This is a genomic window from Candidatus Corynebacterium faecigallinarum (assembly GCF_052264515.1).
GTDB lineage: Bacteria > Actinomycetota > Actinomycetes > Mycobacteriales > Mycobacteriaceae > Corynebacterium > Corynebacterium faecigallinarum.
Genome location: NZ_JBQQOC010000001.1, coordinates 228254 through 241005, shown reverse-complemented (window position 1 = coordinate 241005; position 12752 = coordinate 228254). Strand labels below are relative to the sequence as shown.

The 12752-nt window shown below is 67.9% G+C and carries 11 protein-coding genes; 10 read left to right on the top strand and 1 reads right to left on the bottom strand.

Features of this window, described 5'->3' with window-relative positions:
• The first annotated feature begins 9 nt into the window (after positions 1-9).
• The 8 genes from rimP (at position 10) to ACTXPP_RS01055 (ending at position 9102) form a co-directional block, all read left to right on the top strand.
• Positions 10-597: a ribosome maturation factor RimP gene (gene rimP, locus ACTXPP_RS01090; protein ID WP_301498744.1), complete on the top strand. Its 588-nt coding sequence runs from the start codon at positions 10-12 to the stop codon at positions 595-597.
• Between the two features lie 35 nt (positions 598-632).
• Positions 633-1709, top strand: a complete 1077-nt coding sequence (nusA, locus tag ACTXPP_RS01085; protein WP_443340462.1) for a transcription termination factor NusA — start codon at positions 633-635, stop codon at positions 1707-1709.
• 125 nt (positions 1710-1834) lie between these two features.
• A complete protein-coding gene (locus ACTXPP_RS01080; protein WP_443340461.1) occupies positions 1835-2254 on the top strand; it encodes a YlxR family protein in 420 nt (139 codons plus the stop codon).
• 139 nt (positions 2255-2393) lie between these two features.
• Positions 2394-5372, top strand: coding sequence for a translation initiation factor IF-2 (gene infB, locus ACTXPP_RS01075; RefSeq protein WP_443340460.1), 2979 nt, complete (start codon positions 2394-2396; stop codon positions 5370-5372).
• A 156-nt stretch (positions 5373-5528) separates the two neighbouring features.
• Positions 5529-6056, top strand: coding sequence for a 30S ribosome-binding factor RbfA (gene rbfA, locus ACTXPP_RS01070; RefSeq protein ID WP_443340459.1), 528 nt, complete (start codon positions 5529-5531; stop codon positions 6054-6056).
• Between the two features lie 11 nt (positions 6057-6067).
• Complete coding sequence (locus ACTXPP_RS01065; RefSeq protein ID WP_443340458.1) at positions 6068-7414, top strand: MATE family efflux transporter; 1347 nt, start codon at positions 6068-6070, stop codon at positions 7412-7414.
• Positions 7415-7495: 81 nt separating this feature from the next.
• Positions 7496-8359 (top strand): metallophosphoesterase family protein, encoded by an 864-nt coding sequence (locus ACTXPP_RS01060; protein ID WP_301496337.1) that lies wholly within the window; start codon positions 7496-7498, stop codon positions 8357-8359.
• Positions 8356-9102, top strand: coding sequence for a 4'-phosphopantetheinyl transferase family protein (locus ACTXPP_RS01055; protein WP_301525726.1), 747 nt, complete (start codon positions 8356-8358; stop codon positions 9100-9102). Before ACTXPP_RS01060 ends, ACTXPP_RS01055 begins: the two co-directional genes overlap by 4 nt.
• Before the next feature lie 195 nt (positions 9103-9297).
• On the opposite strand, the gene ACTXPP_RS01050 is transcribed toward ACTXPP_RS01055, so the two are convergent.
• Complete coding sequence (locus ACTXPP_RS01050; protein ID WP_443340457.1) at positions 9298-10089, bottom strand: L-threonylcarbamoyladenylate synthase; 792 nt, start codon at positions 10087-10089, stop codon at positions 9298-9300.
• Positions 10090-10465: 376 nt separating this feature from the next.
• Between ACTXPP_RS01050 and ACTXPP_RS01045 the strand changes: the two genes are divergently transcribed.
• The gene (locus ACTXPP_RS01045) at positions 10466-11977 is read left to right on the top strand and encodes an MmgE/PrpD family protein (RefSeq protein ID WP_443340456.1); all 1512 of its coding nucleotides are present in this window, start codon (positions 10466-10468) and stop codon (positions 11975-11977) included.
• 112 nt (positions 11978-12089) lie between these two features.
• Positions 12090-12722: a phosphosulfolactate synthase gene (locus ACTXPP_RS01040; protein WP_443340455.1), complete on the top strand. Its 633-nt coding sequence runs from the start codon at positions 12090-12092 to the stop codon at positions 12720-12722.
• The last annotated feature ends 30 nt before the right edge of the window (positions 12723-12752 follow it).

Genomic DNA, 12752 nt, shown 5'->3' with positions numbered 1-12752 from the left:
GTTCAGGGCATGGCTTTCCCAGATGAAAAGGCACTCGCCGATGTCGTCTCGCCACTGGCGTCCGCACTCGGCCTGGAGCTGGAGACCGTGACCGTGACCAAGGCGGGGGCGAAGTCGTCGGTGAGGGTCGCCGTCGACGCTGACGAGCGTCCTGACCTCGACAAACTGGAGGAGCTCAGCCAGGCGGTATCGGAGGAGTTCGATGCCCGCGAGACCTCCGGGACGCTGAACTTCGGCCCCGGCTACACCTTCGAGGTGACCACCCCCGGGGTGGACACCCCGCTGACCCAGCCCCGTCATTTCCGACGGAACATCGGCCGTCTGGTGACCTTCGCGGTCAGCGGCAACGGCGGGAGCAAGGACACTCTGCGTATCGCCGCGGTGGACGAGCAGCCCGCCGGGCCCGCCGGGTCCGCTGAGCCCACCGTGTGGATGATCCGCCCCGGTGAGAAGAAGAAGGACGCCCCGACCGTCGAGCCGCACGGATTGGCGTCGGTGGCTGGTGCTTTGGTAGAAGTTGAGTTCTCTGAGGCCCCGGCGGAGCAGCGCGCGCTGGTGGGCCTGAACCCCGAGCAGTACCACGACAAGACTCGCTGACCGCACGAACAACCGGCAGCGCAGAAGGACGACAAGTGAAAATTGACCTGAGTGCCCTCACCGCCCTGGAGCAGATGGAGGGAGTGCGTTCCAGCTCACTGCTGTACGCGATCTCCGATGCCCTGCTGGGTTCCTACCGGGAACAGACCAAGGTGGAGGGCCCGGCACGGGTGGTGATCGACCGCACCGACGGGACGGTCCAGGTACTGCGCAAGGAACTCGACGACGAGGGCCGGATCACCGGCGAGTTCGATGACACCCCCGAGGATTTCGGACGCACCGCCGCCCTCGCCGTCCGCGACGCCATCCGCGCCCAGATCAACATCGCCCGGGCCGAGAGCACCTTCGACAAGTACGTCGGGCTGGAGGGCACCGTGGTCTCCGGTATCGTCAACCGGGACGCCCGCGCCAACGAGCGCGGCATCACCGTGGTGCACCTGGGTACCGAGGCCGATGGGCAGGACGGTCTGATCCTCGCCGCCGAGCACATGCCCGGCGAGAAGCTCGAGCACGGCGACCGCGTGAAGTGCTACGTCACCGCCGTGAGCAAGGGGCAGCGTGGCCCGCAGATCCTGCTGTCCCGCACCCACCCGGAACTGGTCCGGGGTCTGTTCGCCCTGGAGGTCCCGGAGGTCGCCGACGAGTCCGTCGAGATCACCGGCATCGCCCGTGAGGCCGGACACCGCTCGAAGGTGGCGGTGCGCTCCACCGTCAAGGGACTCAACGCCAAGGGTGCCTGCATCGGTCCGCGTGGACAGCGTGTCTCGGCGATCATGGAGGCCCTCGGCGGTGAGAAGATCGACATCATCGACTACTCCGAGCAGCCGGACGTTTTCGTCGGCAACTCGCTGGCACCGTCGAAGGTCGTGCGGGTCGACGTCACCGACCATGACATGCAGATCGCCCGCGCGATCGTCCCGGACCACCAGCTGTCGCTGGCAATCGGCCGTGAGGGGCAGAACGCCCGTCTGGCCGCCCGACTGACCGGCTGGAAGATCGACATCCGTCCGGAGTCCGACCCGGGCACCGACGAGGAGTTCGTGGCCGAGCCCACCGATCTCCCGGACGACGTCGATCTCGACGCCGCGTCCGGCATCGACGACTCCCACTGATGACGCCCCCTGACGGCACCCTCTGGTGACCCTCCCGCCCCGCCCCACGGTGTGTGGTTGGCCCATGAGGGGTCTAAAGCGTTAGGATGTAACTCGGTCTGACGTAGAGGAGAAGGAGGTCTGGCATGTCCACACGCCCGTCCACACCCTCCGCGGCAGCAGGTCCGCAGCGGACCTGCATCGCCACCCGGAACGTCCTTCCTGATTCGCAGTTGTTGCGCTGTGTCGTGCAGCGTGACGGCCACGTCACGGTAGGGGAGTCCGGGAGCGGTGAGGGGTCGACACGTGTCGTCCCTGACCCCCGTCGTCGTCTCCCGGGCCGTGGTGCATGGATCACCGCGACCCGGAATGCGTACGAGACCGCCGTCCAGCGCAGGGCATTCGCCCGGGCGCTGAACGTGCCCGCCGAGACGGACACCTCCGATGTCCTGGAGTACATCACCGGCCATGGTGCCGGTGACACACCGGGAACGGGGCCGTTGAGGCGGACACCCACATTGACCACCAGCCCGGTGGCCGAGAAGGAAAAGGAAACCGATTACTGATGAGCGCACGATGAAGCAGCATCAGCGATGAGTGTCCAACTGACCTGGAGTCGCACGTAGCCGACCCGGCGAGCATGGTGGAGAGAAACCATGTGAACCGACCACCGGCCTGCGGCTCCGAAGAAATCTAAGGAGAGTAGTGCCCGGAAAGCTACGTGTCCATGAGCTGGCAAAGCAGCTCAACGTGACCAGCAAGGAACTTCTCGCCACGCTCAAGGAGCAGGGTGAGTTTGTGAAGTCGGCGTCCTCGACGGTGGAACCGCCGGTCGTCAAGAAGATGAAGAACCATTACGGGGTTGGCGCCGCCAAGTCCGAGCCGGCCGCCGGTGCGGCCGCACTGCCCGATCTGAGCTCCCAGCCGACCGCCCAGGCCTCCGCGCCTGCGGACGCCCCGGCTGCCGAGACCAAGGCCAAGCCGGGTGCGTCCAAGCCCAAGCCCGGCGCTGCGAAGCCCAAGCCGGCTGCTGCCCCGGCAGCGAAGGACGCCTCCGCCGCAGATGCCGCAGGCAGCGCCGACAGCGCATCTCCTGCCGGTGTTGCTGAGGCGGCCGGGTCCTCCGCCGCGAAGCCGGCTGCGGCCTCCAAGCCCGCACCGAAGGCCACCCCGGGCTCCCGCCCGACCCCCGGTGCCGCCGCTTCCCGTCCTACCCCGGGTGCGGCCAAGTCCGGGAAGCCGGGCCCGCGCCCGACCCCGGGTGCAGCCGCATCTGACGCGGACGCCACCTCCGGTGACCGTCCGTCCCCGAAGCCGGGTGCACGTCCCGGCCCGAAGCCGGGCGGCGCCAAGCCGAAGCCCGGTGGCCGCGCCCCGCGCGTGGCGAACAACCCGTTCTCCTCGGGCTCGGACCGTCCGGCCCCGCGTCCCCGCGGTGGTCAGGGCAAGTCCGACATGCCTCGCCCCGGTGGCTCCACCGGCCGTCCGGGACCGCGTCCCGGCGGCCAGCAGGGCGCACCGTCCCAGGGCGGCGGCTCCCCGAAGCCGGGCGGACAGGGTGGACGTCGTCCCAGCCCCGCCTCCATGCCGAGCCACCCCAGCCCCGGACAGATGCCGGCCAAGGCCAGCACCGGTGGCGGCGGCCGTGGCCGTGGCGGCCAGGGCGGCCCCGGTGGCGGCCAGGGCGGCGGCCCGCGTGGCGGTGGCGCCCGCGGCGGACGTCGCGGCGGTACCGCAGGTGCCTTCGGACGTCCCGGTGGCGCTCCGCGTCGTGGACGTAAGTCGAAGCGGCAGAAGCGTAACGAGTACGAGGCAATGCAGGCACCGTCGGTGGTCGGCGGCGTCAAGCTGCCGAACGGCAAGGGTGCCAGCATCCGCCTGCGTCGCGGCGCCTCCCTGTCCGACTTCGCCGAGAAGATCAACGCCGATCCGGCCGCACTGGTCCAGGCGATGTTCAACCTCGGCGATATGGTCACCGCGACCGCCTCGGTGGCCGACGACACCCTGAAGCTCCTCGGCCAGGAGATGGACTACAAGGTCGAGGTCGTCTCCCCGGAGGACGAGGACCGCGAGCTGCTGCAGTCCTTCGACCTGACCTTCGGTGAGGACGAGGGTGGCTCCGAGGACCTCGAGTACCGCCCGCCGGTGGTCACCGTGATGGGTCACGTCGACCACGGTAAGACCCGGCTGCTGGACACGATCCGCAAGACCAACGTCGGTGGCGGCGAGGCCGGCGGCATCACCCAGCACATCGGTGCCTACCAGGTGCCGGCGGAGGTCAACGACGAGGAGCGTCTGCTGACCCTGCTGGATACCCCGGGTCACGAGGCGTTCACCGCCATGCGTGCCCGTGGTGCCAAGGCCACCGACATCGCCATCCTGGTCGTGGCCGCCGACGACGGTGTCATGCCGCAGACGGTGGAGGCGATCAACCACGCCAAGGCCGCCGAGGTCCCGATCGTGGTCGCGGTGAACAAGATCGACAAGGAGGGCGCGTCCCCGGACAAGATCCGTGGCCAGCTCACCGAATACGGTCTGGTCCCCGAGGAGTACGGTGGCGAGACCATGTTCGTCGACATCTCCGCCAAGCAGGGCACCAACATCGAGTCGCTGCTCGAGGCTGTCGTGCTGACCGCGGATGCCTCGCTGGAGCTCGTCGCCAACCCGGACATGCCCGCCCAGGGTGTCGCCATCGAGGCGCACCTCGACCGCGGTCGTGGCCCGGTGGCCAACGTCATCATCCAGCGCGGTACCCTGCACGTCGGTGACTCCATCGTCGTCGGTGACGCCCACGGTCGTGTGCGTCGCATGGTCGACGAGCACGGTGAGGACGTGAAGGAGGCCGGTCCGTCGACCCCGGTGCAGGTGCTGGGTCTGACCAGCGTCTCCGGCGCCGGCGACAACCTGCTGGCCGTCGACGACGACCGCACCGCCCGCCAGATCGCCGACCAGCGCAACGCCCGTCGCCGTAACGCCCTGCTCACCAGGAACCGCAAGCGCGTGTCCCTGGCGGACCTGGACTCGGTGCTCAAGGAAACCAGCCAGCTCAACCTCATCCTCAAGGGCGACAACGCCGGTACGGTCGAGGCGCTGGAGGACTCCCTGCTGCAGATCGAGGTCGACGACGAGGTCTCGCTGAACATCATCGACCGTGGTGTCGGTGCGGTGACGCAGACCAACGTGGACCTGGCCGCGGCGTCCGACGCCATCATCATCGGCTTCAACGTCCGCGCCGAGGGCAAGGCGACCGAGGTCGCCAACGCCGAGGGTGTCGAGATCCGTTACTACTCGGTCATCTACGACGCGATCGACGAGGTCGAGCAGGCTCTCAAGGGCATGCTCAAGCCGGTCTACGAGGAGCGGGAGATCGGTACCGCCGAGATCCGTCAGATCTTCAAGGCCTCCGCTGTCGGCCTCATCGCCGGTTCGATGGTCCAGACGGGCAAGATGCGCCGCAACGCGCAGGTCCGCCTGGTCCGCGACGGCAACGTCGTGGCGGAGAAGGCGACCATCGAGTCGCTGCGCCGCGAGAAGGACGATTCCACCGAGGTCAGCCACGGCTACGAGTGCGGTATGGTCCTGTCCTACCCGGACATCCAGGTCGGCGACATCATCCAGGCCTACGAGCTGGTTGAGGTCCCGCGTGACCAGGTGAAGTCCGACAAGTCCAAGGACAAGAACTAGGACGACTAATCGTCCACGGTGCCCCGGTCCGCCCGGCAGGGGCACCCACCGGCGACGGCCCCCGCCACAGACCCCAGCGGTCTGTGCGCGAGGGGCCTTTTCCGGTGATAATAGACATCGACAACATTCTTTCTTCAAGAGACAGGGGTGCCCACCATGGCAGACCACGCACGCGCGGCCCGGATGGCCAAGCGCATCATGACCATCGTCGCCTCGGCGATCGAGCGTGAGGTGAAGGACCAGCGTCTGGAGTACGTCACCGTCACCGACTGCCGGGTCACCGGTGACCTGCACGACGCCACGGTGTTCTACACCGTCCGTGGTGTCACCATCGACGACGAGCCGGACACCGACGCCGCTGCCGAGGCACTGCACCGTGCCCGCGGCCAGCTGCGCAAGATCGTCGGCGACCAGCTGTCGGTCCGGTTCACCCCCACGCTCAGCTTCGAACTCGACACCGTCCCGGAGGCCTCGGCCCACCTGGAGGACCTGCTCGCGAAGGCCCGGGAGATCGACGACCGGGTGCGGGCGCAGGCGGAAGGTGCGGTGCCGGCCGGCGACGCCGACCCGTACAAGAGCGCGCCCGACGGTAACGGTGCCGAGGGCGCCGACGGCGCTGAGGGCGCAGACGGCGCTGAGGGCGCAGACGGCACCGACGATGCTGATCACGGCGCTGAGCGCTGAGTGACCGCTGAGTGACCCAGCGCAGTTCCCCTGAGGTGAGGGCGGACACCCGGACCATCCTCGGTCTGGCGTGGCCCGCCCTCGCCGTGTTGGCGGCCACCCCGCTGTACCTGCTGTGGGACACCGCGGTGGTCGGACGCCTCGGCGTCGTCGAGCTCGCAGCCCTTGCCGCCGGGGCCACGGTGCTGGCCCAGGTGACCACCCAGCTGACCTTCCTGTCCTACGGCACCACCGCCCGGGCCGCCCGACGTCATGGTGCCGGTGACACCGCCGGTGCCGTGGCCGAGGGCGTGCAGGCCACCTGGGTGGCGGTGGCGGTCGGCGCGGTGATCGCCGTGCTCGTCGCCGCGACGGCCGGGCCGGTGACCGGCTGGCTGACCGGCTCCGGGCCCGGCTCCGAGGTCGCCGACGCCGCGGCACAGTGGTTGCGGGTGACCTCGCTGTCGGTGATCCCGGCGCTGGTGACCATGGCCGGCAACGGCTGGCTCCGCGGCATCGCGAACACCCGCGCCCCGCTGTACTTCACCCTGGCCGGGGTGGTGCCGATGGTGGTGACCGTGCCGTGGGCGGTGGACCGCTACGGCCTGGTCGGGTCCGCCTATGCGAACGTACTGGGCGAGGTGATCATCGCGTCCTGCTTCCTCGTCGCCCTGGTGGTGACGTGGCGGAAGACCGGTGACGGTCGGCCGGTGCGTCCCACCTGGTCGGTGATCCGGCCGCAGCTGGCGATGGGGCGCGACCTGGTGCTGCGCTCCTTCAGCTTCCAGGTGGCGTTCGTCTCCGCCGCCGCAGTCGCCGGACGCATGGGGGACGCCTCCCTGGCGGCCCACCAGATCATGCTGCAGCTGTGGAACTTCCTCACCCTGGTGCTGGACTCGGTCGCCATCGCCGCCCAGGCGCTGGTGGGCGCGGCATTGGGCAAGGCCTCGGCGGCGACGGCGTGGCAGGTCGGACGCAAGGTGCTGCGCTTCTCGGTCGGCGCCGGTGTGGTGCTCGCCGGACTGCTGGCCGCCGGTGCGGTGGTGATCCCGGGGCTGTTCACCTCGGATGCGGCGGTGCTCGACACGATCCGCGGACCGTGGCTGGTGCTGGTGGTGATGGTGGTGCTCGGCGGGGTGGTCTTCGCCCTGGACGGGGTGCTGCTCGGGGCCGGCGATGTAGCGTTCCTCCGCAACGCCACGATTGTCTCGGTAGTGCTCGGCTTCATCCCGGGTGTGTGGCTGTCCCTGGTCTTCGACCTGGGGCTGACCGGGTTGTGGTGCGGCCTGCTGGCGTTCATCGTGCTGCGGTTGGTGGCGGTGACGTGGCGGTACCGTTCCGGTGGCTGGGTGACGTTGTCGGACGCCTCGGCACCATGAAAAACAACTTCACTCTGTAAAAATTGTGGCTGATGTGACTATAGTGACGTGGGTGGTTGAAATTTCGAGGAGGTTGCGTCGATGACCCCGACACCGGTGCCCGGACGTCCGACGTCCGCACGTACCCTGTGGGCTGTCTCGGACCTGCACATCGCCGCGCCCGGAAACCGGGAGCTCGTCGAGGAACTCGTGGTGCCGCAGCACCCGGGGGACTGGCTCATCGTCGCCGGCGACGTCGCCGAGAAGACCAACACCATCCTCGGCATGCTCAGTGACCTCAACGACCGCTTCGCCAAGGTCATCTGGGTACCCGGCAACCATGAACTGTTCTCCCGGCCCAAGGACACCGTCCACGCCGAACAGAAGTACGCTGAACTCGTCGCCGGCTGCCGCGCGATGGGTGTCCTGACTCCCGAGGACCCCTACCCGAAGTTCGCCGGACGCACCATCGTCCCCATGTTCACCCTCTACGACCACTCCTGGCGCGACCCCCGGACCAGCGTCAAGCATGCCCTGCTGGCCGCGGAGGGCAACGGGGTGATGTTCACCGACCAGGTGGCGATCGCACCCTATGTCGACGTTCCCCTGTGGTGCCAGGAACGTCTGGGTTACACTGTGCGTCGATTGTCCCAGACCACTGGACCGACGGTGCTGGTCAACCACTGGCCGCTGGTCCGCGAGGTCACCGAACGACTGGAACTCCCCGAGATTGCCCTGTGGTCCGGAACCAGGCACACCCAGGCCTGGCCGGTCCGCTTCCGGGCGGAGACGGTCATCTACGGGCACCTGCACATCCCGGTTCTCACCGAGGTGGACGGCGTGCCCCACGTCGAGGTGTCGCTGGGCTATCCCCGCGAACACCACCACACCCTCGACAAACGCCGTGCACGGGAGCTCTGGCCCTACCCGGTTCTGACTGAAGATCCCAGAGAGGAAGAGGCATGATCATCGCAGCCCCCTTTGTCGCCGTGGGACACGACGGCCTCGACCGTAGGCCGGTCGTGCCGCGTCACATGCTTCCCTCCGAGACCGGCCTGGTCGAGCTGCACGCCGGCCAGGTCAACGACCTCAGCCGCTACCATGAGCTCGACTACGAGGAGCGTGCCATCGTCTCCGCCGCCGTCGACTCGCGCAAGGCCGAGTTCGGTGACGGTCGCTGGTGCGCGCACCGCGCACTGCGCGGACTGGGGGAGGACGTCCCGATCCTGCGCGGCCCCAAGGGCATGCCCCTGTTCCCGTCGACGGTGTCCGGGACGATCTCGCACACCCGCGGTCTGCGCATGGCCCTGGTGGGACGCTCCGAGCACTGGCAGAGCCTCGGCCTCGACGTGGAGGTCGCCCAACGTCTGCCCGAGGGGGTGCTCACCGCCGTGACCTCGGTGCGGGAGCGTCGGGTGCTGCGTCGGGTGGGGTCCAGGGTCCCGGGGCGGGAACTGGGGACGGTGCTGTTCAGCGCCAAGGAGTCGGTCTACAAGGCCTGGTACCCGCTGGCCGGACGGTTCCTCGACTTCGACGAGGTCGACATGCACCTGGAGATCACCGAGCTCGGGGACGGTCCGGGCGACGAGATCAGCGGCACCTGGCATGCCCGGGTGCTGAGCCGTCCCAGCCCGGTACCGGCGCTGCACGGCACCTGGGTGATCCGCGACGGTTACGTGGTCACCGTCTGCGGCGTGCAGGAGCGCTGAGGGCAGCGTCCTGCGGTGACGTCAGCGTGACACCGTGGCTGCGGGAAGACGCGGGGGAGAAGGCACAACGACCCGAACTGAGCATGGATTCCGTGAATCCGGAGATTCAGGCGATCCATGCCCAGTTCGGGTCGATCAGGTTCCCGGGGCTGCCCGGGAGGTCGCCGACGGCGGCCGGCGGTGCGTCCTACCGGATCAGTAGTAGGCGCCCTGGCGGAAGTCCCAGGTGTTGAACTGGTCGGCGAGGATCAGGACGATCTCGTCGTTGTAGACACCCTTGCGGATCAGGGTGGGGCAGGGGGTGATGCCGCGCTCGCCCTTCTGCTCCGGGATGAGCTTGCCCTCGTCGTCGACCATGGAGACCATGACGCCCTGCTCGTAGCGGGTGGCCTCGGTCTTGTCCGGCTGGATCGAGGCGACGTAGTCGTTGCCCTCGATGATCAGGTCGGTCTCGCCGGCGATCTCCTCGCCGATGCCCTCGACCACACCACGGTTGCCCTTGCCGGACGGGTTGGCGGAGGAGGCGAAGACCAGCTTGCGCTCCTTCTCCCACAGCTCGCGGGCGATGTTCTCGCCCGGGGTGCCGAACTTCAGGACGAAGCAGCTGGTGCCGCGCACGTCGGTGGCCAGCTCAGCAGCACCCTCGGGCAGGTACTTCTCCTGGGCGCCTTCCTTCCAGGGGAGGATGCAGCCCATCAGGACGTCCTGCTCGACGCAGGTCTGGTAGAAATTCTCGATCTCCGGGTTCAGCTCGGCGAGCTCCTTGAGCTGCTCGATGGATCCACAGAGCACGACGCCAGGCTTGTTGCGCTTGCGGTGCTTGACGGCGAACTTGCGCTCGAGACCCTCACGGTCGCTGGTGGCGATGATGTAGCCGACCTTGGTCGGGGTCACCACGATGTGGCCCGGGGTGTTGAGCAGGTCGACGGCTTCCTGCTGCAGACCACCGTTCCACTTGATCTGGCGGGGGCTCTCGTTGTCGGCCATGTGTTCCTCTCGTCGTGTGCTTGTGCGGGGAGATCTCAGGACGTGTCTCACTGGTCGGGAGTCACTGTCTCATAATCCGGCATTCTAGTGCATTCCTGCGATCGTCGGGGAATCGGGGGGTGGCTGTGTCCCCGCAGCGTCGCCGTGGTGTTGCTGCAGTGTCGCCACAGTGCCGCCGCAGTGTCGACGCAGCGTCCCGGTGCGGGTTCGGGCGGGCACTTCCGGCGGCGAGTCAAGGAGAGGTGGGATGCATCACGCCGCCCTTGACTCTGCGCACATGAGCGGCGCCAGGGTAGGCGAGGCAACCCGAAAAGGACGGTCACACCACAGTCGTCCGAACACCACCGTTGTCTCTTCAACCGACAGGAGAACCTGCATGACAAGTTCCATCGCCACCGACGCCGAAGATGGCGCCATCACCGCAGACGCCAAGTACATCGCCGGCTCGCCCGGTGCCTCGCGCGCCACCGCATCCGACACCGGCACCGAAAGCGGCGGCATCGCCACCACCGAGGTCGGCCAGCTCGCCGCCTTCGTGGACCGCGTCTCCCTCGACGACCTGAGCCCCGGAGCTCTCGAGCAGTTGAAGATCAGGATCCTCGACACCCTCGGTGTCGCCATCGGCGCACTCGACGCAGAACCCATCATCGCCATCCGTGGCCTCATCGAGGACCTCGGCGGCACCGGACAATCCACCCTCATCGGCGGCGGCAAGACCTCCCCGGAGAAGGCCGCCTTCCTCAACAGTGCCCTGAGCCGCTACCTCGACTTCATGGACGCCTACCTGGCGAAGGGGGAGACCAACCACCCCTCCGACAACTTCGGTGCCACACTCGCCGCCGCCGAGAGCGTGGACGCCAGCGGTGCCGACCTGCTCACCGCCTTCGCGGTGGCCTACCAGGTCCACACCCGGCTGTCGGACGTCGCACCGGTGCGCGCCCTCGGTTTCGACCACACCACCCAGGGCGCCTTCGCCGCCGCAGCCTCGGCCGCCAAGGCCCTGGGGCTTCCCGCGGAACAGATCGCCAACGCGGTGGCGATGGCCGGCACCGCCAATGTCGCGCTGCGTGTCACCCGCACCGGCAACCTCAGGCACTGGAAGGGGCTCGCCTACCCGCACGTGGCCAAGGAGGGAACCTGGTCGGCACTGTTGGCCTCCCGCGGAATCACAGGACCCGAGGAGATCTTCGAAGGCAACAAGGGCTTCAAGGCCCTGGGCGGTGACTACACCCTCGACTGGGCGTCCGAGGACCTGGAGTCGGTGACCCGGACGATCATCAAGAAGTACAACGCCGAGATCCACTCCCAGTCGGCCCTTGACGCCGCAATGGACATCCGGAAGCACGACGGTTTCAACCCCGCCCACATCACCAGCATCGAGCTGACCACCTTCGACGTGGCCTACTCGATCATCGGTGGTGGGGAAGGGGGCGACAAGCAGACCATCCGCACCAAGGAAGAGGCAGACCACTCCCTGCCATGGGTGCTCGCGGTCGCCCTGCTCGACGGGGAACTCAACCCCGCCCAGTACGAGACCGAGCGCATCATCGCCGACGACGTCCAGCAGCTCATGCGTACCGTCACGATCACCCCGGACGACTCCTTCTCCGACCGCTTCCCGCAGGACATGCCCGCGCGCCTGACGATCACCCTCGACGACGGCTCCGAGGACGGGAACGTGTTCACCGCCGAGGAGTCAGCCTACGACGGCTTCTTCACCCAGCCACTGGACTGGGCCGGTGCCCGTGCCAAGTTCGACGCGCTCACCACCCCGTTCGCCGACCAGGGCCTACGCGACGAGATCAGCGACATCGTCCACGGCCTGGAGAACCACCGCACCAGCGATCTGACTGCGGCACTGGCACGCGTGAACACCACCCGCGCGTAGCGGCCCGGCGCGGTCACCGGCCACCCCGATATCCCCGGCACACCACCACACGCTGCCGAACCACCGCATTACTCACCACACCACTCACCACGACTCCTAAGGAGTAATCACGATGAGCAACGCCATCGACGAGAACGTCTCATTCAACTTCGTCCCCCGCGCCTACCGGCCCTCCAAGCCCCGCTCCTTCGGCATGACCGAGATTCGCGCACCCTACTACGACACCTACGGCACCCGTCACCTGCAGGACGTCTTCGACGTCATCGAGATCTCCACCGGCTTCATCATGCTGCCCACCAGTGGGCTGGAGCGCCTGGTGGAGAAGGTCGTCAACGCCGGGTTGAAGGCCAAACCCGAGCTCGGCATCCAGATCGGTTCCGGCGGTGACTCCACCGAGACGGAGCTGGCCGCCGAATCCGACAAGGACGTCGGCGACCTCATCGACCGAGGTAAGCGCGCACTCGACGCCGGTGCCTCGATCATCATGATCGAGTCCGAGGGCATCACCGAGAATGTCGTCGAGTGGAACACCGGTGCTGCGGCGTCCATCATCAACGGCCTGGGTCTGGAGAACGTCATGTTCGAGGCCGCTGACGGCCCCGTCTTCGAGTGGTACGTCAAGAACTACGGCAATGAGTGCAACCTCTTCGTCGACCACAACCAGATCCTCCAGTTGGAGGGCCTGCGCCAGAACATCTGGGGCAACAAGTCGACGTGGGGCAGGGTCATCAACCCCCGGCCGTAGCGTCCTGATAGGGCGCCCCCGGGGGGCGCC

Coding starts and splice junctions, on each gene's coding strand:
- ACTXPP_RS01050 (WP_443340457.1), bottom strand. CDS start 10,089: ATGGCCGACAACGAGAGCCCCCGCCAGATCAAGTGGAACGGTGGTCTG.
- ACTXPP_RS01055 (WP_301525726.1), top strand. CDS start 8,356: ATGATCATCGCAGCCCCCTTTGTCGCCGTGGGACACGACGGCCTCGAC.
- ACTXPP_RS01045 (WP_443340456.1), top strand. CDS start 10,466: ATGACAAGTTCCATCGCCACCGACGCCGAAGATGGCGCCATCACCGCA.
- ACTXPP_RS01040 (WP_443340455.1), top strand. CDS start 12,090: ATGAGCAACGCCATCGACGAGAACGTCTCATTCAACTTCGTCCCCCGC.
- rimP (WP_301498744.1), top strand. CDS start 10: ATGGCTTTCCCAGATGAAAAGGCACTCGCCGATGTCGTCTCGCCACTG.
- rbfA (WP_443340459.1), top strand. CDS start 5,529: ATGGCAGACCACGCACGCGCGGCCCGGATGGCCAAGCGCATCATGACC.
- ACTXPP_RS01080 (WP_443340461.1), top strand. CDS start 1,835: ATGTCCACACGCCCGTCCACACCCTCCGCGGCAGCAGGTCCGCAGCGG.
- ACTXPP_RS01060 (WP_301496337.1), top strand. CDS start 7,496: ATGACCCCGACACCGGTGCCCGGACGTCCGACGTCCGCACGTACCCTG.